We start from the raw sequence: 24,104 nt of genomic DNA, 5'->3' as shown, positions 1-24,104 counted from the left end.
TTAATGGAGAATAAAGTGAGTCATATCAGCAATATGCGCAGGTCCCGGCAGCGTGGGTTCACGCTGCTGGAAATCATGGTGGTGATCGTCATTCTGGGGCTGTTGGCCAGCCTGACCATCCCAAGCCTGATGGGTAACAAGGAGAAGGCCGATCGGCAAAAGGCCGCCAGCGATATCGTCGCGCTGGAGAACGCGCTGGGTATGTACAAGCTGGATAACGGCCGTTATCCCAGCGCGGAGCAGGGGCTGGCGGCGTTGGTGACCCGGCCGACGCTGGCGCCGATCCCAAGGAATTATCCCGAAGACGGTTATATCCGCCGCTTGCCGCAAGACCCCTGGGGGCAAGCGTATCGTCTGCGCAACCCGGGGCGCCATGGCAAGCTGGATGTGTTCACGCTGGGGCCGGACGGCGTCGCTGATACCGATGATGACATCGGTAACTGGGTGGCCGACGCGCCATGAGGCGCATACGCGGTTTTACGCTGCTGGAGACCATGTTGGTATTGCTGCTGCTGGGGGTGACCAGCGGCCTGGTGATGCTGAGTTTTCCGGCGGATGAGAAGCCGTTGGCGCAGCAGGGAGAGCGATTGAGCCATTGGCTGAATGCCCTCGCCGAGCGGGCCGAGCGCGAAGGGGTGAGGTATGGCGTGGCGTTCGATGATGGCGGTTGGCGCAGCGTCGCCGAAGCGGGGCGGGAGAGCCGGGAGCAGTACGCTCTGCCGGACGGCGTCGCGCTGCGGCTGAGCGTTGAAGGGCAAACCGTCGCGCTCGCCGCAGAGGCGGCGCTGCCGCAGGTGTGGCTGTATCCGGGGGGCGAAACCACGGCGTTCAGCGTGGAGCTATCCCAGGGCAAGTGTCTGTGGCGATTGCAGGCGCCCGGTTACTTTGTATTTGAAACGACGGACATTCGTTGCGATGACGCGGAAAATGAGACGCCAGCAGGGCATGACGCTGCTGGAAGTGATGGTGGCCATGATGATCTTCGCCATCGGCTGTCTGGCGCTGATCAACAGCACCGGCGGCCAGGTGCGTAGCCTGAGCGCGATCGAAGCCAAGACCGTGGCGCTGTGGGTGGCGGACAACCAGCTGACGCTGCTGCAGCTCGAGCCCCGCCCACCGACGCTCGCCTGGCATTCGGGCACCACGGTAATGGCCGGTGAAACCTGGCACTGGCGCTATCGCGGGCGGGAGACCAGCGACGCCGGGATGCGGGCGATCGCGATTGAAGTCAGGCGCGACCCGCAGGATCGCAATGCGCTGGTGGAGATGCTCACCTACAGGGCGTTGTTGTGAAGCGCGCTTTGCAACGGGGTTTTACGCTGGTGGAAATGCTGTTGGCCATCGCCCTGTTCGCCATGCTGTCGCTCACCGCATTGACGGTCTTCAGAGGCGTGCTGAAAAACGACGAAATCACCCAGCGCAAATCGACGCAGTTGACCCAGCTGCAACGGGCGCTGGCGATCGTCGAGCGCGATTTGACGCAGGCGCAGGCGCGCGCGCGACCGGCGATAAACGCTGGCCGGCGGCGCCGGAGTTTGCGGTGCTGCAGACGGCGGGAGAGGAAGGCGGCGATTTTCAGCTGTTGCTGATCCGAAACGGCTGGCCGAACCCCCAGGCCCGATTGCCGCGCGCCACGCAGGAGCGGGTGGCGTATCGCTACCGGCAGGGGCGGCTCGAACGCCTCAGTTACCCGAGTTTGAGCAGCCCGCAGGCGGCGGTGCGCAGCGTGCTGCTGCTGTCTGAGGTGACGCGGTTCCAACTGCGTTTTTACCGGCAGGGCGAATGGTTGACGGCCTGGCGCGCCGGCGGGCTGCTGCCGCAGGCGGTGGAGATCGCCATCGACACCCCCGCGCTGGGGGAAGTCCGGCGCATCGTCACGTTGCCTGCCGCGAGGCCATTATGAATAAACAACGCGGTATGGCGCTGTTGATGGTGTTGCTGATGATGTCGCTGATGGCGATCGTGGCGGTCAATATCAACGATAACTGGCAGCGTTCGCTGGCGCGCACCCAGTCTCAGCAGGATCGGTTACGGGCGAAATGGTTGCTGCTGGGCGGCGAGAGCTACGCCCGGCAGCGGCTGCAGCAGGCGGGAGAGCAGCGGAAGGCGTGGGGGGCATCAGGGGTGGCCTTCAGCATGCGCACCGAAGAGGGGGAAGTGGCGATACGTCTGCGCCGCGTTGACGCCTGTTTCAACCTCAACGCCCTGATCCGCGCCGCCGGCCCGGCGGATGTCGGCGATAGCGAGGGGGCCCCCCCAATAAGGAGAGGCGAATATTCATGCTGCTATTGAACAATCAGGGGATCGCCGCTGCCCAGGCGGGCGCGATTGCCGATGCGATCGTCGCCAGAGCCTATGGCGAAGGATATCTGATGGGGGATGTCAGCGAGCTGCGGGAGCTGGCCGGCATCGACCGCGAGCTTTATCTGCGTCTGGCGCCGCTGCTTTGTGCGGCGCCGGATGCCGAGCTGCGCCTCAATCCGGACGCCGTGAACGACGCTCAGCTGCCGCTGCTGCGGGCGATGTTGATGAACGCGCTGAGCGATGAGCGGCTGCGGGCGCTGCTGGCGGCCCGTCCGCCGCAGGGCTGGCAGACGCTGGCGTTTTTGTCGCAGGAAAAAGCGCTGCAGGCGCTGGGCGAGGATGGCCTTGGCGAGCGACTTATTTTCGACGATAACCGCTGGATTGCGCAGCTGCAGCTTAGGCTGAACGACGGACGCTATCGGCTGGTCAGCGCGTTGCAGCCGGGCCCGTCAGGCATCACGGTCAGCGGACGTCGGTTCGACAGAGGGGAAGGGTAAACGATGGCGAACACCATCCTGCTTATCGCGCTGGACGATGATGCGATGGCCGATGTGCGCTGGGGCCGCGTCGGCGAGACGCGCTGCCGCTTTGCCGCCCGCCTCGATCTGGCCGAAGGCGGTAGTGAGTTGGCGGCCATGGCGCAGGGCAGCCGGGTCGTGGTGCTGGTGCCTGCCCGTCATGTGGTGCTGAGACAAACGACATTCCAGGGCAAGGCCCGGCAGGCGACGCCGCTGGCGCTGGCGTACTCCCATGAGACCGGGTTGTTGACCGATGTCGAGCAGATGCATTGGGCGGTGCTGGGCAAGGTGCAGCGCGATTTCACTATCGCCGGCGTTGCGCTGGCGCAGATGCAAGGGTGGGTTGATAGCCTCAACGCCTGCGGCATTCGCGTCGATGCCCTGCTGCCCGACGTGCTGGCGTTGCCGTTGCCGAACCAATGCAGCGCACTGCGCTGGCGCGGACACTGGCTGCTCCGAACGGGGGGCATGCAGGGCATGCAGTTGCCCGATGCCTGGGGGGACAGCGTCCCGTGGCCGACGCCGGATTGGTGTCTGCACAGTGGCGGAGAGGTGCCGGCGGGCTGGGAAACGGCGCGTATCGATGAGGATCCGCTGTGGCGATTGGCGGAAGAGGCCTGGAACAGCACATCCACGCTGTTGCAGGGGCGTTTCAAACCGGGCGTGCGCTGGCCGCGCCGTCTGCCCGATAAGACCGCCTGCGCGATGCTGTTGCTCAGCGGTTCGCTGCTGGTGGGGGGCTTGCATCACCAATTAATGGCCAGACAGAGCGAAAGCCAGATAACGGCGCTGACTCAGCGCCTGCTGCCGAGTGGCGAGACCGCGCCGGCGTTCGCCGAACGGGCGGCGCAAGCGTGGGCACGGCGTATGCAAGACACCCTGAATGCGCCGCAGCTGTTCAGGCTGTTGCCCTACGCGGCCGAGGCGCTTGCTGTCTGGGAACCTCCGCAGTTGCAGGCGCTGGCTTTCGACGCCGCCGACGATCGTTTGGTGGTGACGGTAAACAGAAACGACGCGCCGCTGCCGGCGCCGGTCAACGACGGTGGCGTCAGCATGACGTTCAGCGAGGGAAGCGCGCCTAACCAGGCGATCCTGACGGTGAGAGGTGAGCGATGAACATCGGTTGGCGCGATAAGGCGCTGCGGCGGGCAGTGCTGTTAAGCCTGTTGATGCTGATGGCCTGCGGCTACTGCCTGTATCAGTTTTCACAGGCGCAAAAAAACGCACAACGGCTGGCGGCGCTGCGGGAGCAGGCGCGCGTCATCCAACAATTGCAGGCGCGTTTGCCGCAGAGCGCCGCCGCGCGCGAGCAACTGCCGGAGCGACTGCGACAGAGTGCGCTGGCATATCGCATCGCCATCGCCGAACTGACGGAAAGTGAAGCGGATGTGCGGGTCACGCTGCCGCCCGTGCCGTTTGAACGCCTGTTGCCGTGGCTGGCCGCCCTGCAACGCGAGCACGGGATCCGCGTGCTCTCACTCGCCGCAGAACGTGCGGGGCAGGCGCCGGGCGTGGTGCAAATAAGCCAACTGCGGGTAACGGCGCAACCGGCGATGTCACCCACGCGACGACAATAGAGGATCCAGAGAACCATGCTATCCGCAATAAACGCAGTGGCCGATGAACACTGGCTGCTATTTAGCGCTGTGTTGAGCCTGTGCATCGGCAGTTTTATCAATGTGGTCGTTTATCGGCTGCCTGTCATGCTTGAGCGCGAAATGGAAATGGCGCAGGCCGAACGATTTAATCTCTTTTTGCCGCGTTCATTCTGCCCGTGTTGCACAATGAAAATATCGGCGCTCGATAATATTCCTTTATTAAGTTGGCTGCTGTTGCGCGGTCGCTGTCGTTATTGTCGCACGCCTATTTCCATCCGTTATCCACTGGTGGAGTTATTGCTGATGCTAATGGGAATAACGCTGGCCTGGCGCGTCGGCATCGGTGTGGATTGGTTTTTCATGTTGGCGTTTGCTGCATTGCTGCTGGCCTTGGCGGCGATCGACAGCGAGCGTCAGCTGTTGCCGGATTGCCTGACGCTGTCGCTGCTGTGGGCCGGGCTGTTGTGGCATTGCCTGGCGCACCCGGCATTTTTGCCGACGGCGGTCATCGGCGCGCTGGCGGGGTATTTGACGCTGTGGCTGCTGTATTGGGGATTTCGTCTCGCGACCGGCCGCGAGGGGCTGGGATACGGCGATTTTAAACTGCTGGCGGCGCTCGGCGCCTGGGGCGGCTATGCCGTTTTGCCGTCGATTCTGCTGTTTGCCGCCACCGGCAGCCTGCTGTGGCTACTGCTGCGGGTGTGGCGCGGCGGCGATGGGGCACAGCCCCTGCCTTTCGGCCCGGGGTTGGCGGCGGCGGGCGGCGGCGCGGTAGCCTGCCAGTGGCTTGCGCTACCGCTGGCGGGTTAACGGAGCTGGGCTAAAAACGGCGCCAGCGTTCGGTTGAGTCCGCTGCACTTCTCTTGCAACGGCGTGGCGTCGGCCTCCAGCTGCGCGGCGACGTTTTTGCCTGCATCAAGCAACTGGGTGCGATTAAGCGCCGGCGCCCAGCCTTTTCTCTCCGCCGCCTGCAACGCCGCCGCCGCGAGTGGGTCGTTGGTCGGGATATCGGCGCGGTTGCAGCGTTCTCTCAGAAACTGGCCGGCGCCGACCAGCGATGACAGCTGGTCGCGCTGGATGACGGCGTCAGGGGCCGATTTGGCGGCGTGCTGACAGCCGGATAACAGCAGGCATGCCATGAACGCCGTGGCGATGTTTTTCAATGTCACGTTATTTTCCCTGTGGAATTAATTGGCGCGGTGTCGGTATTTTCTTGCGCCGCATGGCGGCGCTTTACGAGGTCAGGAGTATTTTAACCCTTTATCATGCGGTTTAATATTCTGACGGCATTAGGTTTTATTATTTTAATGCATTCTAAGTGCCGGGCGTTCAGGGCTTCTACTTATTATTCCTCTCGCGGTATCGCCGCATCTCTTTGAGTTTCTTCTCACTCAGTTGGAATCCAATAAATTTAACTGGAGTCGTAATGAAATTATCCAAAATCGCCCTGATGATGGCAGCGCTCACTGCCTCCTCGGCCGCCTGGTCGCACGGTTATATCGAAGTGCCCGAGAGCCGCGCCTACAAGTGCAAGCTGGGCAGCAACACCGACTGCGGCCGAGCGCAGTGGGAACCGCAGAGCGTCGAGCAGGTTTCCGGCTTCCCTGGCGGCGCGACGCCGCGCGACGGCCAGCTGGCCAGCGGCGGGGTGGGCGGTTTCGAGCCGCTGGATCGTCAGGGCGTCAACGTCTGGGCGTTGAACACCATGAAGCCGGGACCGCAGACGTTCACCTGGTACCACACCGCCAAGCACAAAACCAATAACTGGCGTTATTACATCACCAAACAAGACTGGGACGTGAATAAGCCGCTGTCGCGCGAGGCTTTCGAAAAAGAGCCGTTCTGTGAAGTCGATGGCCATGCTCAGGCGCCAAAAGATCGCGAAGTGCACCAGTGCGTGGTGCCGGAGAGAACCGGCTATCAGGTGATTTATGGCGTGTGGGAAATTAATGACACGGTGAACAGCTTCTATCAGGTGGTTGACGTCAACTTCGAGGACGACGGCGTCGTGTCCGAATGGCGCAAGCAGCTGCAAGGCTCTCTCACCGGCAAAAACCTGCAGGTTGGCGACAAGGTGATCGCCCGCTTCTTCGATGCGGACGGTGAAGTGCTGACGATGAAAACCGAGCTGGCGATCGACAGTGAGGCGCTGACCGACAAAAACCGCTGGAGCCACGCGTTGGCCAGCAAGATCAACGCCGAACAGAAAACGGTGCGTGCCGGGGTGAAAGACGGTAAAGGCAACGTCAATCCGGTGTTTGGCAATAATGCGGTCTTCGCCAAACAAGGCAGCACGATGAAGAGCGTGGTGATCTCCTATGAGGAAGAAACGCCGGCTATCACCGAAGAGATCCGCATCGGCAACCTGTCCAGCACCAAGATCAAGGACGGTAAAGCTCAGCTGACCTTCAATGCCGAGGTTAAAGGCAAATTGACCGTTGAAGCGCGCGTTTACGATCACGGCCAGACGGAAAAAGGCTACGTGAAAGAGACGCTGGAAGACGCCAGCCAGCCGCTGACCATCGCGCTGAACAACGTCAGCGAGGGCCACCACATGCTGAAAGTGATCGCCAGCAATGACAATGGGCAGAGCATTCAGCCGGATATCGAAAACTTCAATCTGGAAGCTGAATCCACCGGCGGTGGCGGCAATGGCGACTACAACTTCGTCTTCCCGAACGCGCTGAGTAAATACACCGCCGGCACCACGGTGCTGCAACCGAAAGACGGCAAGGTTTATCAGTGCAAACCTTTCCCTTACAGCGGTTACTGCATGCAGTGGAACAGCGGCGCGACTCAGTTTGAGCCGGGCGTGGGATCCAACTGGCAGGACGCCTGGGTCGTGAAAAAGTAAGTGCGAATCGGATAGTCAAGCGGCCAATGATGGCCGCTTTTAAAGGAGCTTTATGTCACACGAACCTGCCCGTTACGATCTTTTCAGTCGGTTACTGCATTGGGGCATTGCCGCCGTGATGATCTACGTCATGATCGTGGGTTATTCACTGCATTTTATGACGGATGCGCGCATCTTCGCCTTTTTCTCCGTGACCAATATGTCGTTGGCCTTGGTGCTGACACCGCTGATGGCGGCGCGCTTTATCTGGCGTTTTTTCCGGCCTAAAGTGCCTTATGGCGATATGCTGCAAGGGCGCGAGAAGGGGTTGGTGCATTTGCTGCACGAAATATTCTACCTGCTGATTTTTGTGGTGTTGCTGAGCGGCTTTCTTATGCTGGAGCACGGCTTTGCGGTTTTCGGCGCGATCGATTTTCCCCGTCCGATTGCGAATCTTGAGGTTAATCGTTTCTTTTTCGCCGTGCACCGTTATTCATGCATCGCGCTGTCGGCCATGATTGTACTGCACATCGCGGCGGTGATTAAGCATCACTGTTTCGCCCGGCGGGCGATTTTACGCCGCATGCTCTGAGCCTGGCGGTGATGGATCACGCCGCCCGGCGCGGCGGCGTGGCAGCGATGGCCTCAGGGATATTCGCCGCGATGTGCACCACACAGGCAATGTGAGGCGAGCGTCTTCACGCGTGAATAGCGTTAAGGAGTAATACCCCGGGCATTAACCGAGAATTGTTGCTATTTATTATTAACGGCAAAGATGAGTGTAATTAACATTTCGTTGTCAATAGGAAAATGACCTATTCAACTTGAACATTGAAGCCGATAAAAGCATCGGCTCAACGCGTTGGGGGCTGATTATCTGACATATTTCCAAACGGAGGTGGGGATTTTGTCATACAGCTTGTTCATGGTCAGCTCCGCCAAACGATGATCGGCGGCTGAGTAAAACAGCTCCAGTTCATCATCGGAAAGCTCGTACTTATTTTTTTCAATAACACGTTCGAGAGTATCAATCGTGGTGCATTTACGTAAACGCATCAGATAGTCGGTTTTAGTCATGGTGGCCTTTTAGTTTAATAACCGTAAAATAGCTCGGGAATAATTATCCCCTAAGTTTTCATTGTCGTACAGATGTCCTCTCCTGAGAACATTCTGAATAATCTCGCCTTGGTTTTTTGCCAGCGGCGCAGGTCGGAATCATTGATACCGTAGCTGCTGAACAGCGTATAGGTATCGTCGAGATATTCCTCGACTAACTCCGACAAATCGGATTCGTCCATGTATTTAATTTTATAACTCATCACAAACGAAGCGATATGTTCGATCAACTCATTAAGCTGAAGGTTGACGGAGGATGTCGGATCGTTGACCCACCCGTGGTGGCTGTCTCCCAGGGTGGCGATACCTTCATCATACAAATTTTCGCACAAGAATTTGAGTTGAGCAATGTCGTGTCGCTTAGGCGAATACTCATCCATATCATCCCCTCCGTAAGTCTTAATGGCGGTGTTGATAACACTATGTGAGTAAGCTGATTTACATCATGAACGGAGGCAGCTTAACGGTGGTTAAATAAACTTCCCGTAAAATGAATATAAATCATTTTTTCGCGTTTGGCCTGCAGTTATTACGTAAACTTACAATTCATCCGCGGTTGATGGGCGTGAGTTATCAATGATGTCGAAGATTAAACCCCGTTGCGCCACACGGAACCGGACGCTATCGCTGATCGTGTCTTCGCTGTTGATATCCAGGCAAGCATTAAAAATGCCCCACTTATAGCGATAACTCATTGAATAATCGCTGTCACCTTGTTGCACTATATCAAGTATTTCTAATGAATCTTCGGCATAGCGTGCGCTTTCAGAATAAAAACTGAGTCCGCTGGTCAGCGACGGCACTAACTCCGCAATATTGTCATTAATCACTTTCTTTAATTTTTTAACAGAAAGTGCGTTGACGTCCAGGTTACAGGCAAGGGTAACAAGCATTAATCTCGGCCAACAACAATGTTATCTGCTCATCTTACTCCTTTTCCACTCGCGCCGGTAAATTTTTCGATTTACCGCTGTTTTTTTACCTTCCGCCAACATTTTTGCCGAACGTGAATATCCCTGAGTTTGATAAGGGGGCGAGGGGGGAGGGACCTGCTGCGCGACGAGCTGTTACGTTCCGTTGCATTAATGAGTCCGGCAACGCTTGAGACATACTATTAATTGTGATGTTATATTGTAACTATAAATCTGCTGCTTTGGTTATTCCCTTGATTCCCACTTCTCAAAATGACGCCGCGTCGTCACTGAATTCGTTGTTCACCACCTCCGCGGCCGTGCGCTGTGCGGGCGCTATCGTTTTGTTGACTCTGCTGTGGCTCGGCATTTTTTGGGCGGTGTCGCTGCCATGATTTCATTACGTCAGCTGGCGATAGGCTATGGCGCCACGCCGCTTTTCCCGCCGCTGAGCGGGCAGTTTAGCGCCGGTTCGTTAACCGCGGTGGTGGGCGTTAACGGGGCAGGGAAATCGACGTTGCTGAAAACGCTCGCCGGTTTGTTGCCGCCTGTGGCGGGTCGCCTGGACTTTAGCGGTGAAAAGCCGCCGCGCAAGGCTTATTTACCGCAGCAGGCGGAGCTGGATCGGCAATTCCCGATCGCGGTGAGCGATCTGGTGGCGATGGGATGTTGGCCGCAAAGCGGCATGTTCGGCGGTATGAATCAGCGTGCGGCGAGCCAGGTTAATGAGGCGCTGGCGAGCGTCGGCATGAGCGCGCTGGCGCACAGTCCGGTGGGCGAGCTCTCCGGCGGCCAGCTGCAGCGGGTGCTGTTTGCGCGACTGCTGGTCCAACAGGCGCCGTTGATCCTGCTGGATGAACCCTTCACCGGCATCGACAGCGCCACTACGCAGATCCTGCTGCAGGTGATCGCGCAGCTGCACCAGCAGGGGAGAACGGTGATCGCCGTCCTGCATGACATGTCGATGGTCGCCGAGCATTTTCCGCAGGTGCTGTTGCTGACCCCGCAGGCGTGTCATTGGGGCGCGGCCGAGCGCGTGCTGGAACAGGTGCCGCGGTATCTCGCCGCCGAACGGCAGCCGAGCCTGCGGGTGGTGGCGCCATGATGCTGTTGCATGGGCTTATCGACCCTTTTCTCTCTTTCGGTTTTATGCGTCGCGCATTGATGGCGTGTCTGGCGCTGTCGCTCAGCGCCGCCCCGCTGGGGGTGTTTCTGTTGCTGCGCCGCATGAGCCTGGTGGGGGATGCATTGTCCCACGCGGTGTTGCCCGGCGCGGCAATCGGTTATCTGATTTCCGGCATGTCGCTGGTGGCCATGGGCGTGGGCGGCTTTATCGCCGGGCTGGCGGTGGCGATGTTGTCCGGCCTGGTGAGCCGCCGCACGCCGCTGAAAGAGGACGCCAGCTTCGCCGGATTCTATCTGGGGTCGCTGGCGCTCGGGGTCACGTTGGTCTCGCTGCGCGGTTCCAGCGTGGATCTGCTGCACGTGCTGTTCGGTTCGATTCTGGCGGTGGATGCGCAGGCGATGCTGATGGTCGGTGCGATCGCCACGGTGTCGCTGCTGGCGCTGGCGGCGCTGTACCGCGCGTTGGTGATCGAGTCCTTCGACGTCACTTTCCTGCGCGTTAACGCGCCGCGCCGGTTGGCGCTGATCCACGGCCTGTTTTTGGCGCTGGTGGTGGTCAATCTGGTGGCGGGGTTCCAGATCCTCGGCACCCTGATGTCGGTGGGGCTGATGATGCTGCCCGCCGCCAGCGCACGCTTCTGGGCGCGCAATCTGCCGCAGACGCTGGCGGTGGCGATGGGTATCGGCGCGCTGTCCAGCCTGACTGGGCTGGTGTGGTCCTACTACGCTTCGCTGCCTGCCGGTCCGGCGATCGTGCTCAGCGCCAGCGTCATCTTCTTTGTCTCGATCCTGTTTGGAACGCGCGGAGGCATTTACGCCTTTGCGCGCCGTTGAGAAGTGCCATTTGCAAGGAGAAAATATGAAACGTTTACCTATATCGCTGGCGGTTGCTGCTCTGCTGGCCAGCCCATTGGCGATGGCGAAGACCGTCGACGCCGTCGCCAGCTTTTCCATTCTGGGAGATATCGTTAAACAGGTGGGGGGCGATCACGTCAAGGTCAGCACGCTGGTGGGGCCGGATGGCGATCCGCACAGCTTCGAGCCTTCGCCGCAGGACGGCAAGACGTTGGCGCAGGCCGACGTGGTGTTCGTCAGCGGCCTGGGGCTGGAAGGGTGGATCGATCGCCTGGTCAGCGCTTCGGGTTATAAAGGACAGGTGATTACCGCGTCACAGGGCATCAACACCCGCCAAATGGAGGAGGACGGCAAACCGATTACCGATCCCCACGCCTGGAACAGCATGAAAAACGGCGTGCAGTACGCCACCAACGTGATGAACGCCCTGATCGCCGCCGATCCCGAGGATGCCAACTATTTTCGCCAGCGCGGCGCCGAATACATTCAGCAGTTGCAAAAGCTGGATCTGTGGGCCAAAACCCAGTTCGCCGCTGTGCCGCCGCAGAAACGTAAGGTGCTCACCAGCCATGATGCCTTTGGTTACTTTGGGCAAGAGTATGGCGTCACCTTCCTTGCGCCGGTCGGATTTTCCACCGAGGCCGAAGCCAGCGCCAGCGATGTGGCCGGCCTGATCAAGCAAATCAAACAGGAAAAAGTTAACGCTTACTTTATCGAAAACCAGACCGATCCGCGGCTGGTGAAACAGATTGCCGCCGCCACCGGCGCCAAGGCGGGCGGCGAGCTGTACCCTGAAGCGCTCTCGCGCGTGGGCGGCCCGGCGGCCACCTATGAGCAGGCGTTCAAGCACAATGTCGACGCGCTGCTGAGCAGCATGAAGTAATCTCCGCCCCCGCTTGCCGGCGGGGGCAGCTTGCAGGCACTTTCTCGCCATAAAAAAAGCCCCGTTGAGCAGCAACGGGGCTTTGCGACAGATGACACTTTGGAGTTAACGCTTTTTCTTACGTCCCTGTACCGCTTTGAATCGCGGATTGCTTTTACAGATCACATAGATGCGGCCACGACGACGCACGACTTTGCAATCCGGGTGGCGATTTTTCGCCGAACGCAATGAACTCAATACCTGCATGGGGGTTCCTTGTTACTTATTGCCGATAAAGCGGCCAAAGCGCTGCTGGAAGCGCGCCGTGCTGCCTTCTTTGGAATAGTCTTTCTGCTTGCCGGTGTAATACGGATGCGAAGCGGAAGAGACGTCGAGGGTGACATACGGCCAGCTTTCGCCGTCCAGCTCGATGGTGCGATCGGTTTTGATGGTCGATCCCACTTTGAAGTAGGCGTTGGCGCTGACGTCGTGGAACACCACGGTGCGATAATCGGGATGGATGCCGGGTTTCATAATGGCTCTCTCATGTAATGTTATACTATAACAGTAATTATGCGCCGACCGGGCATCACGATCAAGCGTAAATTGCACACACGAGTGAATTAATGAGAACGGTTTGCATTAAGCAACTGAAGCAAAAGAAAAAGGCCGCATGCGCGGCCTTTTCGATTATCGGGTAGAAATCCCTTCACTGAACGATCAGTGATGCTCTACCGGGTGGCTGTGTTCCAGGTCTTCGTTCTTCTTGCTGAAGCGGCGGCGAACCACCACGAAGAACACCGGTACGAAGAAGATCGCCAATACGGTCGCGGTGATCATCCCGCCCATTACGCCGGTACCTACCGCGTTCTGTGCGCCGGAGCCTGCGCCGCTGCTGATAACCAGCGGCAGAACCCCGAGGATGAAGGCCAGGGACGTCATCAGAATTGGACGCAGACGCATACGCACCGCTTCCAACGTCGCTTCGATCAGACCTTTGCCTTCTTTCTCCATCAGATCCTTGGCGAATTCCACGATCAGGATGGCGTTCTTCGCCGATAGACCGATGGTGGTCAACAGCCCCACCTGGAAGTACACGTCGTTATTCATGCCGCGCATCGTCGCGGCCAACAACGCACCGATAACCCCCAGCGGCAATACCAGCATGACCGAGAACGGCACGGACCAGCTTTCATACAGCGCCGCCAGACACAGGAACACCACCAGAATCGAGATGGCGTACAGCGCCGGCGCCTGGTTGCCCGACAGACGTTCCTGATAGGACATGCCGGTCCAGTCGTAACCGATGCCGCTTGGCAGTTTGGACGCCAGCTGTTCCATCAGGTTCATCGCTTCACCGGTACTCTTGCCCGGTGCAGCCTGGCCCAGAATTTCCATCGACGGCAAGCCGTTATAGCGTTCCAGACGCGGTGAGCCGTATTCCCATTTCGCCGAAGAGAAGGCTGAGAATGGCACCATCTGGCCGCTGGTACCGCGCACGTACCACTTGTTGATGTCTTCCGGCAGCATGCGGAACGGCGCTTCGGCCTGTACGTACACCTTCTTCACACGACCGCGGTCGATGAAGTCGTTGACGTATGAACCGCCCAGTGCGGTGCTCAGCGTGCTGTTGATGGTGGTGATGCTCACGCCCAGCGCCTTGGCTTTCTCCTGATCGACGATCAGTTTGAACTGCGGCGTATCTTCCAGGCCGTTCGGGCGCACGCCCACCAGCACGTCCGGATGCTGAGCAACCATGCCCAACAGCTGGTTACGCGCTTCGGTCAGTTTTTCGTGCCCCAGGCCGCCCTGGTCAATCAGCTCGAAGTCGAAGCCGGTTGCGGTACCGAGTTCGATGATCGCCGGCAGGTTGAACGGGAACACCAGGCCTTCTTTAATCTGCGAGAAGGCGCCCATGGCGCGACCCGCGATCGCTTCCACCTTGTTCCCGGCCCCCGGCCGCTCACCCCAGTCTTTCAGGCTGACGAATGCCAGGCCGTTGTTCTGGCCGTTACCGTTGAAGCCGAAGCCCGCGACGGTAAACACCGAAACCACGTTGTCCTTTTCCTTGTTCAGGAAGTAGTCGGAGACTTCTTCCAACACCTTGTTGGTGCGGGATTCGGTGGCGCCGGCAGGCAACTGCACCATGGTCAACAGGATGCCCTGATCTTCGTCCGGCAGGAACGAAGAAGGCAGGCGCAGGAACAGCAGGCCCATGCCAACCACGATCAGCAGGTAGATGATCAGGTAGCGGCCGGTGCTGCGCAGGATGTTGCCCACGCTGTCGGTATAGTGATGCGTGCTCTTCTCGAACATGCGGTTAAACCAGCCGAAGAAGCCCGTTTTAACCCCGTGATCGCCTTTCGGGATCGGTTTGAGCAGGGTGGCGCACAGCGCCGGCGTCAGGATCAAGGCCACCAGCACCGACAGCGCCATCGCGGACACGATGGTGATCGAGAACTGACGATAGATGGCGCCGGTTGAACCGCCGAAGAACGCCATCGGCACGAATACCGCCGACAGCACCATGGCGATACCCACCAGCGCGCCCTGGATCTGGCCCATCGATTTACGGGTAGCTTCTTTCGGCGGCAGCCCCTCTTCGGACATGACGCGCTCGACGTTTTCCACCACCACGATGGCGTCATCCACCAGTAGGCCGATCGCCAACACCATGCCGAACATCGTCAGGGTGTTTATCGAGAAGCCGAACGCCGCGAGTATCGCAAAGGTCCCCAGCAACACCACCGGCACCGCGATGGTTGGGATCAGCGTCGCGCGGAAGTTCTGCAGGAACAGATACATCACCAGGAATACCAGGATGATGGCTTCGATCAGCGTTTTCACCACTTCGTTGATGGAGATCTTAACGAATGGGGTGGTGTCGTACGGATAAACCACTTTCATCCCTTGCGGGAAGAAGGGCGCCATCTTGGCCAGCTCGTCTTTCACACCTTTGGCGGTGTTCAAGGCGTTGGCGCCGGTCGCCAGTTTGATACCCAGGCCGGCGGCAGGCTTGCCGTTATAACGCGCGGTAACGGCATAGCTTTCCGCGCCGCGCTCAATGTGAGCGACGTCGCGCAGGCGCACCTGGGAACCGTCGGTATTGACCTTCAGCAGGATCTTGCCGAACTCTTCCGGCGAAGTCAGACGGGTCTGCGCGATGATCGAGGCGTTCAACTGCTGCCCCGGCACCGGCGGCAGGCCGCCCAGCTGGCCTGCGGCGATCTGGTTGTTCTGCTCGGTGATGGCGGAGGTCACATCCGTGGTCGTCAGCTGGTAGTTGTTCAGCTTGTTCGGATCCAGCCAAATGCGCATCGCGTACTGGGCACCGAACAGCTGCACTTCACCCACGCCGGACGAACGGCTGATCGGGTCCTTGATGTTGGACGCCACGTAGTCCGCAATATCGTCCTGAGTCATGTTCGGATCGTCGGAAACGAAGCCGGCCACCATCAGGAAGCTGCTGCTGGATTTTTCTACTTTCAGGCCCTGCTGCTGAACTTCTTGCGGCAGCAGCGGGGTGGCCAACGACAGTTTGTTCTGGACCTGAACCTGCGCGATGTCAGGATCGGTGCCGGACTCAAACGTCAGGGTAATGGTGACGCTACCAGAGGAATCACTGGTGGAGGACATGTACATCAGGTTATCGATACCGTTCATGTTCTGTTCGATAATCTGTGTGACGGTATCCTGCACCGTTTTGGCATCTGCACCCGGGTAGTTGGCGGAAATACTCACCGCCGGCGTGCAATAGTGGGATACTGCGCGATTGGCAGTTTCATTATTGCAAGCACCCCCGCCAACATGACGATGATGGCGATTACCCAGGCGAAAATTGGGCGGTCTATAAAGAACTTAGCCATGTATTACAGGCTCCTTTTATGACTTCTGCGCTTCAGACTGCGGCTGTTTTTGCGCCTGAGTGTCAACTTCCTGCACTTTTACCTGCGCGCCCGGATGCACTTTCATCAGGCCGGTGACGATGACGCGATCGCCGGCTTTCAGGCCATCGGTAACCAGCCATTTGTCGCCAATCGCCTGGTCCGCCTTCAGCGTGCGCAGCTCAACTTTGTTGTCTGCCCCTACCACCAACGCCGTCGCGTCGCCGCGCGGGTTGCGGGTGACGCCCTGTTGAGGCACCAGCAACGCATCGCTGCGTACGCCTTCGTCCAGACGGGCGCGCACGAACATGCCAGGCAACAGCGTATCGTTCGGGTTAGGGAACAGGGCGCGAATGGTGATGGAGCCGGTGGTCTCATCGACGGTGACGTCGGAGAACTCCAGCGTGCCTTCCTGCGCGTACTCGGTGCCGTTTTCCAGCATCAGTTTCACTTTGGCCTTGCCGTTTTCCTGCTTCAGCGCGCCGCTGGCCAGTTCTTGCTTCAGGCGCAGGAAGTCGGTGCTCGACTGGGTGACGTCGACATACATCGGATCCAGCTGCTGCACGGTGGACAGGGCGGTTGCCTGGCCGTTGCTGACCAGCGCGCCTTCGGTCACGGCGGATTTGCCGATGCGGCCGGAGATCGGAGAGGTCACCTTGGTGTACGCCAGGTTGATGCGCGCGGTTTCCACGGCGGCCTTGGCGGCCACCACGGCGGCATCCGCTTGCTGCAGCGTGGACACGGCGTTGTCATAGTCCTGCTTGCTGATGTAGCTGGTGCCCAGCAATGGCTTGTAGCGGTTTACCGTCACGCGCGCGATGGAAGCGCTGGCCTGCGCTTTGGCCAAATCGCCTTTCGCGCTGTCGTAGCTGGCCTGATAGGTCGCGGGATCGATTTGGTACAGAGACGTCCCGGCCTTGATATCGCTGCCTTCAACGAAGTTACGCTTCAGGATGATGCCGCTGACCTGAGGGCGAACTTCGGCGATGCGATACGCAGCGGTGCGGCCAGGAAGATCGGTAGTGATATTGAGAGGCTCGGCCTTCAAAGTGACTACGCCCACTTCAGGAGCCTGCTGTTGGGCGCCTTGCTGTTGGGTTTCTTTATCGTTACATCCTGTTAGCACTAAGCTGCCTGAAAGCATCAGAACGGCCGCCAGAGGCGTTAACCCTCTGTTTTTGTTCATAGAAAAACCTCAAGTGTCCGATTTCAAAATGATCAATGGATCACAAGCTTTAAAACCCATTGCTGCGTTAATTATATGTGCGTGCTATGGTACATACATTCGCGAATGTATGTAAATCACACTCCCCCTAAATAACAATGCCATGGCACGAAAAACCAAACAGCAGGCGCAGGAAACCCGACAGCAAATCCTCGATGCTGCGGTGAGAGAGTTCTCTGAACGTGGCGTTGCTGCAACGTCACTGACAGATATTGCCACCGCTGCCGGGGTTACGCGTGGAGCCATTTACTGGCACTTCAAGAATAAGGTAGACCTGTTTAATGAAGTTTGGGAATCTACCGAGCCGAAAATTGACCAGCTCGAAACAGAGTATCAGGCAAAGTTTCCCGATAATCCACTGCGGGTTATCCGGGAAATTCTGATTTACATTCTGACGTCTACGGTTGAAGACGGCCGCAGGCGGGCGTTGATGGAGATTATATTCCACAAATGCGAGTTTGTCGGTGAAATGATGCCGCTGCTGGATTCGCGCAAGGTGTTGTACCTCGCCGGCTACGAACGCATCGAAGCGGTGCTGTATAACTGCATTCACCACGAGCAATTGCCCGCCGATTTGCATACCCGCCGTGCGGCGATCATCCTGCGCGGTTATATCACCGGCCTGATGGAAAACTGGCTGTTTATGCCGGAAAGTTTCGATCTGCGGGCCGAAGCCGAAGCGCTGGTCGATGCGTTTTTGGAGATGCTGCAGTTTTGCCCCACCTTGCGCCTCAACCCCGACGTCGACCGCCTTCCTTTATAAGGAGAGATTTCATGTCATCAGTTGTTCTCATCGCCAACGGCGCCGCCTATGGCCATGAATCCTTGTTCAATGCGCTGCGGTTGGCCATCGCGCTGAAAGAGCAGCAAAGCAGTCTCGACCTGCGGCTGTTTCTGATGTCCGACGCGGTGGTGGCCGGGCTGGCAGGACAGCAGCCGCACGAAGGATACCATCTGCAGCAGATGCTGGAGATCCTCACCGCGCAGCAGGTGCCGGTCAAGCTGTGCAAGACCTGCGCCGACGCGCGCGGCGTCAGCCGCTTGCCGCTGGCGGACGGCGTGGAGATCGGCACGCTGGTCGAACTGGCGCAGTGGACGCTGGCGGCGGAGAAAGTGCTCACTTTCTGATTTCGCGACAACGGGACATCACCGGCAACGTTTTTGTTGTTCGTTGCCCGCCGGCGATCGTGATAATCTTCAGGCTTCTTAACCGATCCGAAGCTAAATCATGCATCGCTGGTTGACTCTGCCCTCTCTGACGCCGCGCTCGTTTGTCGGCGCATGCCGGCGGCGCATCGCCGCCGCGACACTCCTTTTCCTGATTTGCACGCTGAGCTTGCCGGTGCAGGCGGCGCTGAACGGCGATTTGCCGCAGCGCAGCGAAGTGCAAAGCCAGCTGGAAGCGCTGAACAAGCAAAAAGCCCTGACGCCGGTCGAAAAGCTGTCCCAACAGGATTTAACCCGCACGCTGGAGCTGCTGGACGCCATCGAGCGCAATCGGCAGGATGCGGCGCAGCTTAAACAGCAGGTGCAGCAGGCGCCGGCGAAGCTCAATCAGGTGACCGCCGAGCTGGATGCGCTGAAGCGGCCGACGGACAGCGCGGCGGCGCGCGCCGCGCTGTTGCCGCTGTCGCTGCGCCAATTGGAAAGCCGGCTGTATCAAACGCTCGACGAGCTGCAAAGCGCGCAGGAGAGCCTCTCTACTTACAACAGCCAACTGGTGTCGCTGCAAACCCAGCCTGAACGAGTACAAAGCACCATGTACGCCGCTTCGCAGCGCCTGCAGGAGATCCGCAGCCAGCTCAGCGGCCAGACGCCGGGGCAAGATTCGCTGCGCAACAGCCAGCAGGTGATGCTGACCACCGAGCAGGCGTTGCTCAACGCACAGCTTGAGCTGCAGCGCAAAAGTCTGGAAGCCAATACCACGCTGCAGGATCTGCTGCAAAAACAGCGTGATTACACCACGGCGCATATCGACGCGCTGGATCGCTCGGTGCAGTTGCTGCAGGAGATCGTCAACAGCAAACGTTTGACGCTGTCTGAAAAGACCGCCAAAGAGGCGCAGAACCCGGAAGACGCCACCGATATTCAGCACGATCAACTGGTCAGCAAGCAACTGGACGTCAACCGCCAGCTGAGCCAGCGGCTGATCGCCGCCACCGAAGAGAGCAACACCCTGTTCCAGCAGAACATTCGGGTCAAAAACTGGCTCGACCGCGGGCTGCAGGCGGAGCGTAACCTGAAAGAACAGATCCAGGTGCTGAAGGGCAGCCTGGTGCTGTCGCGCATCCTGTATCAGCAGCAGCAGAGCCTGCCGCAGGGCACGCTGTTGGCGGATATGGACACGCGCATCGCCGATTTGCGGCTGGAGCAGTTCGATATCAATCAGCAACGCGACGATCTGTTCAAGGGAGAGGATTACATCAACCAGCTGGTGGCCGAAAGCAAGGAAAAGGCCGGCCCGGAGGTGATCGACGCGTTAAACGAGATCGTCGATATGCGCCGTGAACTGCTGGATCAGCTGAACAAGCAGCTCAGCAACCAGCTGTCGCTGTCGATCAACCTGCAGATCAATCAGCAGCAGCTGACCAGCGTCTACGGTTCGTTGCAGGATACGCTGACCCAGCAGATCTTCTGGGTCAACAGCAACAAGCCGGTCGATCTGGCGTGGCTGAAGGCGATGCCCGAGGCGGTGCGCGATCAGCTCGCCGGTCTCGATCTCAAATTCGACGGCGGCAAGCTGGTGCAGGGCGGGCTGAATGCGCTGGTGTTCCTGATCCCGATGCTGTTGGCGATCGGGGTATTGCGCTGGCGCTACCGGCTGATCGACGGCCATTTGCAAAAGCTGGCCAACGACGTGGGGCAACTTAAGCGCGATGGCCAACTGCACACGCCGAAGGCCATCGCGCTGACCTTGCTGAAAGTGTTGCCCGGCGCCGCGTTACTCCTCGGCGTCGGTTTCTGGATGTATCGCGCGGATTTCGGCATCAGCGACTTTATATGGGCATTGTCGCAGCAGCTGGCGCTGTCGTGGCTGGTGTTCGGCTTCAGCTATCGCATGCTGAAACCGGGCGGCATCGCCGAGCGGCATTTCAACTTCGGCGCCAACCTGTGCGCGCATTACCGCCGTCAGACGCTGCGACTGGGGTTGGCGCTGCAGCCGTTGATCTTCTGGTCGGTATTGGGCGAGAAAGCGCCGCTGCGTCTGGTGGAAGACGTGATCGGCCAGATCGTGGTGATGTTGACGCTGGCGCTGCTCACGGTGCTGGTGTTTCCGCTGTGCCGCGACAGCTGGCGTGAAAAAGGCTCGCATGCCGTGCGGCTGGTGGTGGTCACCGCGCTGGCCGCCACGCCGCTGATCCTGCTGGGGCTGATGTTCGCCGGCTACTTCTATACCACGCTGCGGCTGGCCAGCCGCTGGATAGACAGCCTGTATCTGTTTTTCCTGTGGAATATCGTATACCTGACCGCGCTGCGCGGCCTGAGCGTGGCGGCGCGGCGTCTGGCTTACCGGCGCGCGTTGGCGCGGCGGCAAAACGTGGCGAAAGAAGGAGCCGAAGGCGGCGAACCGGTGGTGGAAGAGCCGCCGCTGGCGCTCGATCAGATCAACCAGCAGTCGCTGCGCCTGACCACCCTGGTGCTGTTCGCCATCTTCGCCAGCGCCTTCTACGCCATTTGGTCGGATCTGGTGACGGTCATCGCTTATCTGGACAGCATCACGCTGTGGCATTACACCAGCACCGTGGCGGGCAGCAGCGTGTCGCAGGCGGTGACGCTGGGCAACATGATGGTGGCGATCGCCGCAGTGATTGTCGCCTACGTGCTCACCCGCAACTTGCCCGGTTTGCTGGAGGTGGCGGTGCTGTCGCGGCTGCAACTGCGGCAGGGGGCGTCTTACGCCATCACCACCGTGCTCACTTACCTGATTACCGCCGTGGGTGCCGTGGTTGCGCTGGGATCGCTCGGCGTATCCTGGGACAAACTGCAATGGCTGGCCGCCGGTCTGACGGTCGGGCTGGGCTTCGGCCTGCAAGAGATCTTCGCCAACTTCGTCTCCGGCCTGATCATTCTGTTCGAACGCCCGATCCGCATCGGCGATACCATCACCATCGGCACCTTCTCCGGTTCGGTCAGCAAGATCCGCATTCGCGCCACCACCATTACCGACTTCGATCGCAAAGAGGTGATCATTCCGAACAAGGCGTTCGTCACCGAGCGTCTGATCAACTGGTCGCTGTCCGATACCATCACCCGCGTGCTGATCAAGGTCGGCGTGGCCTACGGCTCCGATCTCGACAAGGTGAAAAAGGTGCTGCTGCAGGCGGCGCACGACAATCCACGGGTGATGACCGATCCCGAACCGCAGGTGTTCTTCCTCAACTTCGGCGCCAGCACGCTGGATCACGAACTGCGGCTCTATGTGCGGGAACTGCGCGATCGCAGCTACACGGTGGACGAACTGAATCGCTCAATCGACCGCTTGTGCCGGGAAAACGGCATCGACATCGCCTTCAATCAGCTGGAGGTGTATCTGCATAACCAGCAGGGCAATGAAGTGCAGGAAGTGAAAAGAACGCTATCGCCGGACGACGGCGGCCAGACGGCGGCGGATAAGCAATGAGAGGCGAAAGGGACAGCGGCGCTGTCCCCGGTTACTGTCCGGCAGGCAGATAGGGAGAGGTGACGCCGGCGCGCTGCAGCTTTTCCTGATAATCCCGTTTGACGATATCCAGCGCCGCCAGCGCGGTGGCCGGATCGATCTCGTTGCATTCCAGCAGGTAAATCAAGTCTACCGCCAGCTGCAGTTCGGGTGAGGCGTTTTCCAGAGACATAGCACCTGCGCTTATTTAATTAATGGGATGAATAACTCGGGTATCGGCAGAGTATAGTGAACCCGGCGCGCAACCGGGGAATAATCATTAAAATATTGTGATAAATCTTCAAAAACCGTTTTCTTTGCGCTCGATATTGCGCTCGATGCGCGCCAACGCCTGACGACAGCGCATCAGCCGCCCCTCCAGCGCCGCCAGCTCGTGCTGCAGCTTTTGCTGCGCCGCCAGCGTGGTCTGGCGCCCCAGCAGGCTTTCCCGATCCTGAATCATGGCGATCAGCCGGCGTTCGTAATCCTGATGCTCGGCCAGCTTGTGGTAGAGATCGACCTCGGGGGCTTCCTTCGGCTGATTCTTGCGCCGCAGCGCCTGGGTCGCCAGCTCGCGCTGCAGGGCGGCGATCTGAGCCACCAGTTTTTCGGCCAGAAAGGCCACCTGGCTGGCGCGGCTGTCGTTAGCGGCGTTTTGCAGCTGGGCGAAGTTTTTCTCCACTTCGGCCAGGTAGTCGCGCAGCCGCGTGCCGCGGTTGGCGAACAGGGCGGCGTCGAACCGCGCCTGCGGGATCGGGGCGTCGCCGCGCGGGCTGACTTCGGCCGCCAGCGCCGCAATCTGCTGTGCCAACACCTGTAATAGACGCTGAGTGCTCACATAAGCTCCCTCTTGATTTCAACAGGCGTAAGCTTGCCCGCGAAGCCGTCCTGAAACAAGCGCCGCATGCATATTCCGCCGGCGCGGCGCCGATGCTACAGTAAGCCGCAACCGATTGAGGAGCGAAGAACCGCATGACGCGTGGGTTATTGATCATTTTGGGCTGGTTGGCGGTGGTGCTGGCGACGTTGGGCGTGGTGTTGCCGCTGTTGCCGACCACGCCGTTCCTGCTGTTGGCCGCCTGGTGCTTCGCCCGCTCCTCGCCGCGCTTTCATCACTGGCTGCTGTACCGTTCCTGGTTTGGCCCTTATCTGCGCCATTGGCAGCAGCATCGCGCGCTGCCGCCGGGGGCGAAGTGGAAAGCGGTGCTGGTGATCGTGCTGACCTTCGCCTGTTCGCTGTGGCTGGTGAAAATCTGGTGGGTGCGCGGGCTGTTGCTGCTGATGTTGGCCATTTTGCTGACCTTTATGCTGCGCCTGCCGGTTATTGATCTGCCGCAACAAAAACAGCGCTGATTGTACCTTAAACTCCTCAATAGCTTTCAAGCCGCAGCCAGGCGACAAACGCAGGCATCCCCGGGAGCTTACTTAGGTAAGTAATGCGTGCGGTCAACAACGCTGCGGGTTGAAAGATGCAGGGGAGAGTTGCATTTGTCCGCCAGTTTGCATAGATTTGGGCGTTTTCGTGCGCGGATCGCCTGCCATTTTTTCTCCGGTGTGTTTCACCCGGGGGCGGCGGGTGAGCGGCGCGCCGGTTTTCAGGCAGTTTTATCAGGCAACAATTATGACCGCTACTGCGCAGCAGCTTCAGTTTATTAAAGACAGTATCAAAACCATCCCGGATTATCCGAAGCCGGGCATCCTGTTCCGCGACGTGACCAGCCTGCTGGAAAACCCGTTGGCCTACGCCGCCAGCATCGAGCTGCTGGTTGAGCGCTATCGCGAAGCGGGCGTGACCAAGGTGGTGGGTACCGAAGCGCGTGGTTTCCTGTTCGGCGCGCCCGTCGCGTTAGCGTTGGGCGTCGGTTTCGTGCCGGTGCGCAAACCGGGCAAACTGCCGCGCGCCACGCTCAGCGAAAGCTATGAGCTGGAGTACGGCACCGACAAGCTGGAGATCCACACCGACGCCATCACCGCGGGCGACAAAGTGCTGGTGGTGGACGATCTGCTGGCGACCGGCGGCACCATTGAAGCGACCACCAAACTGATCCGCCGTCTGGGCGGTGAAGTGAAAGACGCCGCGTTCATCATCAACCTGCCGGATCTGGGCGGAGAAGCGCGTCTGAACAAGCTGGGCATCGACTGCTACTGCCTGGTGGACTTCGCCGGTCATTGATGCGGCATCGCCCCTTGGGCACAACGGCCTCGCGGATTGCCGCGGGGCTGTGTTAGCATGA

The 24,104-nt window shown here is 59.3% G+C and carries 29 protein-coding genes and 1 pseudogene; 20 read left to right on the top strand and 10 right to left on the bottom strand.

Going from position 1 to position 24,104, the window contains the following annotated elements; genetic code table 11:
* Positions 1-33: 33 nt before the first annotated feature.
* The 10 genes from gspG to ITX55_RS09785 are packed head-to-tail and all read left to right on the top strand — an operon-like array spanning position 34 to position 5,230.
* Entirely contained in the window at positions 34-462 is a 429-nt protein-coding gene (gene gspG, locus ITX55_RS09825; RefSeq protein ID WP_197809399.1) for a type II secretion system major pseudopilin GspG, read from the top strand.
* Positions 459-1,034 carry a prepilin-type N-terminal cleavage/methylation domain-containing protein gene (locus ITX55_RS09820; protein ID WP_069100187.1) on the top strand — a complete coding sequence of 192 codons (576 nt, stop codon included), beginning with the start codon at positions 459-461 and terminating at the stop codon, positions 1,032-1,034. Before gspG ends, ITX55_RS09820 begins: the two co-directional genes overlap by 4 nt.
* A complete protein-coding gene (gene gspI / locus ITX55_RS09815; RefSeq protein WP_072022489.1) occupies positions 928-1,293 on the top strand; it encodes a type II secretion system minor pseudopilin GspI in 366 nt (121 codons plus the stop codon). Before ITX55_RS09820 ends, gspI begins: the two co-directional genes overlap by 107 nt.
* The gene (gene gspJ, locus ITX55_RS09810; RefSeq protein ID WP_223085023.1) at positions 1,290-1,589 is read left to right on the top strand and encodes a type II secretion system minor pseudopilin GspJ; all 300 of its coding nucleotides are present in this window, start codon (positions 1,290-1,292) and stop codon (positions 1,587-1,589) included. Before gspI ends, gspJ (ITX55_RS09810) begins: the two co-directional genes overlap by 4 nt.
* A complete protein-coding gene (gspJ, locus tag ITX55_RS09805) occupies positions 1,541-1,903 on the top strand; it encodes a type II secretion system minor pseudopilin GspJ (RefSeq protein ID WP_223085022.1) in 363 nt (120 codons plus the stop codon). Before gspJ (ITX55_RS09810) ends, gspJ (ITX55_RS09805) begins: the two co-directional genes overlap by 49 nt.
* A complete protein-coding gene (locus ITX55_RS24035; protein ID WP_255612308.1) occupies positions 1,900-2,292 on the top strand; it encodes a type II secretion system protein GspK in 393 nt (130 codons plus the stop codon). Before gspJ (ITX55_RS09805) ends, ITX55_RS24035 begins: the two co-directional genes overlap by 4 nt.
* On the top strand, positions 2,280-2,801 hold the full coding sequence (locus ITX55_RS24030; protein ID WP_255612307.1) for a type II secretion system protein GspK: 522 nt from the start codon (positions 2,280-2,282) through the stop codon (positions 2,799-2,801). Before ITX55_RS24035 ends, ITX55_RS24030 begins: the two co-directional genes overlap by 13 nt.
* 3 nt (positions 2,802-2,804) lie before the next feature.
* Positions 2,805-3,938 (top strand): type II secretion system protein GspL, encoded by a 1,134-nt coding sequence (gspL, locus tag ITX55_RS09795; RefSeq protein ID WP_033651099.1) that lies wholly within the window; start codon positions 2,805-2,807, stop codon positions 3,936-3,938.
* Positions 3,935-4,399 (top strand): type II secretion system protein GspM, encoded by a 465-nt coding sequence (gene gspM / locus ITX55_RS09790; RefSeq protein WP_033651100.1) that lies wholly within the window; start codon positions 3,935-3,937, stop codon positions 4,397-4,399. Before gspL ends, gspM begins: the two co-directional genes overlap by 4 nt.
* 15 nt (positions 4,400-4,414) lie before the next feature.
* A complete protein-coding gene (locus tag ITX55_RS09785) occupies positions 4,415-5,230 on the top strand; it encodes an A24 family peptidase (protein WP_223085021.1) in 816 nt (271 codons plus the stop codon).
* Here the strand turns inward: ITX55_RS09785 and gspS are convergent.
* Positions 5,227-5,589 carry a type II secretion system pilot lipoprotein GspS gene (gspS, locus tag ITX55_RS09780; RefSeq protein ID WP_223085020.1) on the bottom strand — a complete coding sequence of 121 codons (363 nt, stop codon included), beginning with the start codon at positions 5,587-5,589 and terminating at the stop codon, positions 5,227-5,229. The genes ITX55_RS09785 and gspS overlap by 4 nt on opposite strands.
* A gap of 257 nt (positions 5,590-5,846) precedes the next feature.
* On the opposite strand from gspS, the gene gbpA reads away from it, so the two are divergent.
* A complete protein-coding gene (gene gbpA / locus ITX55_RS09775) occupies positions 5,847-7,274 on the top strand; it encodes an N-acetylglucosamine-binding protein GbpA (protein ID WP_147838716.1) in 1,428 nt (475 codons plus the stop codon).
* 52 nt (positions 7,275-7,326) lie between these two features.
* Complete coding sequence (locus tag ITX55_RS09770) at positions 7,327-7,845, top strand: cytochrome b (RefSeq protein ID WP_033651103.1); 519 nt, start codon at positions 7,327-7,329, stop codon at positions 7,843-7,845.
* 281 nt (positions 7,846-8,126) lie between these two features.
* Here ITX55_RS09770 and ITX55_RS09765 read toward each other — a convergent pair whose 3' ends face one another.
* The 3 genes from ITX55_RS09765 to ITX55_RS09755 form a co-directional block, all read right to left on the bottom strand.
* On the bottom strand, positions 8,127-8,330 hold the full coding sequence (locus tag ITX55_RS09765; protein WP_004940313.1) for an HHA domain-containing protein: 204 nt from the start codon (positions 8,328-8,330) through the stop codon (positions 8,127-8,129).
* A 50-nt stretch (positions 8,331-8,380) separates the two neighbouring features.
* Positions 8,381-8,749: an Hha toxicity modulator TomB gene (gene tomB / locus ITX55_RS09760; protein WP_004940312.1), complete on the bottom strand. Its 369-nt coding sequence runs from the start codon at positions 8,747-8,749 to the stop codon at positions 8,381-8,383.
* 159 nt (positions 8,750-8,908) lie between these two features.
* On the bottom strand, positions 8,909-9,262 hold the full coding sequence (locus ITX55_RS09755) for a hypothetical protein (protein WP_047025751.1): 354 nt from the start codon (positions 9,260-9,262) through the stop codon (positions 8,909-8,911).
* 409 nt (positions 9,263-9,671) lie between these two features.
* Here ITX55_RS09755 and ITX55_RS09750 point away from each other — a divergent pair, with 409 nt between their 5' ends.
* From ITX55_RS09750 to ITX55_RS09740, 3 genes are read left to right on the top strand one after another with little or no spacing between them, the layout of a single operon-like run.
* Entirely contained in the window at positions 9,672-10,385 is a 714-nt protein-coding gene (locus tag ITX55_RS09750; RefSeq protein ID WP_047025749.1) for a metal ABC transporter ATP-binding protein, read from the top strand.
* Positions 10,382-11,239, top strand: coding sequence for a metal ABC transporter permease (locus ITX55_RS09745; protein WP_033642105.1), 858 nt, complete (start codon positions 10,382-10,384; stop codon positions 11,237-11,239). Before ITX55_RS09750 ends, ITX55_RS09745 begins: the two co-directional genes overlap by 4 nt.
* Positions 11,240-11,264: 25 nt before the next feature.
* Entirely contained in the window at positions 11,265-12,143 is an 879-nt protein-coding gene (locus ITX55_RS09740) for a metal ABC transporter solute-binding protein, Zn/Mn family (RefSeq protein WP_042783804.1), read from the top strand.
* Positions 12,144-12,248: 105 nt separating this feature from the next.
* On the opposite strand, the gene ykgO is transcribed toward ITX55_RS09740, so the two are convergent.
* The 4 genes and pseudogenes from ykgO to sdeX all read right to left on the bottom strand — a co-directional run bounded on the left by ykgO (position 12,249) and on the right by sdeX (position 17,192).
* Positions 12,249-12,389: a type B 50S ribosomal protein L36 gene (gene ykgO / locus ITX55_RS09735; RefSeq protein ID WP_004940304.1), complete on the bottom strand. Its 141-nt coding sequence runs from the start codon at positions 12,387-12,389 to the stop codon at positions 12,249-12,251.
* 12 nt (positions 12,390-12,401) lie between these two features.
* Positions 12,402-12,656: a type B 50S ribosomal protein L31 gene (locus ITX55_RS09730; protein ID WP_004940303.1), complete on the bottom strand. Its 255-nt coding sequence runs from the start codon at positions 12,654-12,656 to the stop codon at positions 12,402-12,404.
* A 186-nt stretch (positions 12,657-12,842) separates the two neighbouring features.
* Positions 12,843-15,988, bottom strand: a pseudogene (gene sdeY / locus ITX55_RS09725) (multidrug efflux RND transporter permease subunit SdeY).
* A 16-nt stretch (positions 15,989-16,004) separates the two neighbouring features.
* Complete coding sequence (sdeX, locus tag ITX55_RS09720; protein ID WP_033642108.1) at positions 16,005-17,192, bottom strand: multidrug efflux RND transporter periplasmic adaptor subunit SdeX; 1,188 nt, start codon at positions 17,190-17,192, stop codon at positions 16,005-16,007.
* A 142-nt stretch (positions 17,193-17,334) separates the two neighbouring features.
* Between sdeX and acrR the strand changes: the two genes are divergently transcribed.
* The 3 genes from acrR (at position 17,335) to mscK (ending at position 21,852) form a co-directional block, all read left to right on the top strand.
* Positions 17,335-17,994 (top strand): multidrug efflux transporter transcriptional repressor AcrR, encoded by a 660-nt coding sequence (acrR, locus tag ITX55_RS09715; RefSeq protein ID WP_033642109.1) that lies wholly within the window; start codon positions 17,335-17,337, stop codon positions 17,992-17,994.
* A gap of 11 nt (positions 17,995-18,005) precedes the next feature.
* A complete protein-coding gene (locus ITX55_RS09710) occupies positions 18,006-18,359 on the top strand; it encodes a DsrE/DsrF/TusD sulfur relay family protein (protein ID WP_042783805.1) in 354 nt (117 codons plus the stop codon).
* A gap of 100 nt (positions 18,360-18,459) precedes the next feature.
* A complete protein-coding gene (gene mscK, locus ITX55_RS09705; RefSeq protein ID WP_108680247.1) occupies positions 18,460-21,852 on the top strand; it encodes a mechanosensitive channel MscK in 3,393 nt (1,130 codons plus the stop codon).
* A gap of 31 nt (positions 21,853-21,883) precedes the next feature.
* On the opposite strand, the gene rsmS is transcribed toward mscK, so the two are convergent.
* Together rsmS and priC are read right to left on the bottom strand one after the other, a co-directional pair.
* The gene (gene rsmS, locus ITX55_RS09700) at positions 21,884-22,063 is read right to left on the bottom strand and encodes a pleiotropic regulatory protein RsmS (RefSeq protein WP_016928837.1); all 180 of its coding nucleotides are present in this window, start codon (positions 22,061-22,063) and stop codon (positions 21,884-21,886) included.
* Positions 22,064-22,171: 108 nt separating this feature from the next.
* Positions 22,172-22,708, bottom strand: a complete 537-nt coding sequence (gene priC, locus ITX55_RS09695) for a primosomal replication protein PriC (protein WP_033642112.1) — start codon at positions 22,706-22,708, stop codon at positions 22,172-22,174.
* 134 nt (positions 22,709-22,842) lie between these two features.
* Between priC and ITX55_RS09690 the strand changes: the two genes are divergently transcribed.
* Positions 22,843-23,223, top strand: coding sequence for a DUF454 family protein (locus tag ITX55_RS09690; RefSeq protein ID WP_016928835.1), 381 nt, complete (start codon positions 22,843-22,845; stop codon positions 23,221-23,223).
* Positions 23,224-23,491: 268 nt separating this feature from the next.
* Positions 23,492-24,043 (top strand): adenine phosphoribosyltransferase, encoded by a 552-nt coding sequence (gene apt / locus ITX55_RS09685; protein ID WP_019454166.1) that lies wholly within the window; start codon positions 23,492-23,494, stop codon positions 24,041-24,043.
* The last annotated feature ends 61 nt before the right edge of the window (positions 24,044-24,104 follow it).

The sequence above is a fragment of the Serratia sp. EWG9 genome, from assembly GCF_019913725.1.
GTDB classification, from domain to species: domain Bacteria; phylum Pseudomonadota; class Gammaproteobacteria; order Enterobacterales; family Enterobacteriaceae; genus Serratia; species Serratia ureilytica.
Note: the sequence above shows the minus strand (reverse complement) of the source record. Positions and strands in the feature narration are given on the sequence as shown.

Excerpts from the sequence above, each read along its gene's own strand:
- ITX55_RS09730 (WP_004940303.1), bottom strand. The coding sequence starts at position 12,656 with ATGAAACCCGGCATCCATCCCGATTATCGCACCGTGGTGTTCCACGAC.
- mscK (WP_108680247.1), top strand. The coding sequence starts at position 18,460 with ATGCATCGCTGGTTGACTCTGCCCTCTCTGACGCCGCGCTCGTTTGTC.
- ITX55_RS09820 (WP_069100187.1), top strand. The coding sequence starts at position 459 with ATGAGGCGCATACGCGGTTTTACGCTGCTGGAGACCATGTTGGTATTG.
- ITX55_RS09750 (WP_047025749.1), top strand. The coding sequence starts at position 9,672 with ATGATTTCATTACGTCAGCTGGCGATAGGCTATGGCGCCACGCCGCTT.
- gspM (WP_033651100.1), top strand. The coding sequence starts at position 3,935 with ATGAACATCGGTTGGCGCGATAAGGCGCTGCGGCGGGCAGTGCTGTTA.
- rsmS (WP_016928837.1), bottom strand. The coding sequence starts at position 22,063 with ATGTCTCTGGAAAACGCCTCACCCGAACTGCAGCTGGCGGTAGACTTG.
- ITX55_RS09785 (WP_223085021.1), top strand. The coding sequence starts at position 4,415 with ATGCTATCCGCAATAAACGCAGTGGCCGATGAACACTGGCTGCTATTT.
- gspG (WP_197809399.1), top strand. The coding sequence starts at position 34 with ATGCGCAGGTCCCGGCAGCGTGGGTTCACGCTGCTGGAAATCATGGTG.
- ykgO (WP_004940304.1), bottom strand. The coding sequence starts at position 12,389 with ATGCAGGTATTGAGTTCATTGCGTTCGGCGAAAAATCGCCACCCGGAT.
- ITX55_RS09765 (WP_004940313.1), bottom strand. The coding sequence starts at position 8,330 with ATGACTAAAACCGACTATCTGATGCGTTTACGTAAATGCACCACGATT.
- gspI (WP_072022489.1), top strand. The coding sequence starts at position 928 with ATGAGACGCCAGCAGGGCATGACGCTGCTGGAAGTGATGGTGGCCATG.
- acrR (WP_033642109.1), top strand. The coding sequence starts at position 17,335 with ATGGCACGAAAAACCAAACAGCAGGCGCAGGAAACCCGACAGCAAATC.
- ITX55_RS09755 (WP_047025751.1), bottom strand. The coding sequence starts at position 9,262 with ATGCTTGTTACCCTTGCCTGTAACCTGGACGTCAACGCACTTTCTGTT.
- ITX55_RS24035 (WP_255612308.1), top strand. The coding sequence starts at position 1,900 with ATGAATAAACAACGCGGTATGGCGCTGTTGATGGTGTTGCTGATGATG.
- gspL (WP_033651099.1), top strand. The coding sequence starts at position 2,805 with ATGGCGAACACCATCCTGCTTATCGCGCTGGACGATGATGCGATGGCC.
- ITX55_RS09710 (WP_042783805.1), top strand. The coding sequence starts at position 18,006 with ATGTCATCAGTTGTTCTCATCGCCAACGGCGCCGCCTATGGCCATGAA.
- sdeX (WP_033642108.1), bottom strand. The coding sequence starts at position 17,192 with ATGAACAAAAACAGAGGGTTAACGCCTCTGGCGGCCGTTCTGATGCTT.
- tomB (WP_004940312.1), bottom strand. The coding sequence starts at position 8,749 with ATGGATGAGTATTCGCCTAAGCGACACGACATTGCTCAACTCAAATTC.
- ITX55_RS09740 (WP_042783804.1), top strand. The coding sequence starts at position 11,265 with ATGAAACGTTTACCTATATCGCTGGCGGTTGCTGCTCTGCTGGCCAGC.
- ITX55_RS09745 (WP_033642105.1), top strand. The coding sequence starts at position 10,382 with ATGATGCTGTTGCATGGGCTTATCGACCCTTTTCTCTCTTTCGGTTTT.
- apt (WP_019454166.1), top strand. The coding sequence starts at position 23,492 with ATGACCGCTACTGCGCAGCAGCTTCAGTTTATTAAAGACAGTATCAAA.
- ITX55_RS09770 (WP_033651103.1), top strand. The coding sequence starts at position 7,327 with ATGTCACACGAACCTGCCCGTTACGATCTTTTCAGTCGGTTACTGCAT.
- ITX55_RS09690 (WP_016928835.1), top strand. The coding sequence starts at position 22,843 with ATGACGCGTGGGTTATTGATCATTTTGGGCTGGTTGGCGGTGGTGCTG.
- gbpA (WP_147838716.1), top strand. The coding sequence starts at position 5,847 with ATGAAATTATCCAAAATCGCCCTGATGATGGCAGCGCTCACTGCCTCC.
- ITX55_RS24030 (WP_255612307.1), top strand. The coding sequence starts at position 2,280 with ATGCTGCTATTGAACAATCAGGGGATCGCCGCTGCCCAGGCGGGCGCG.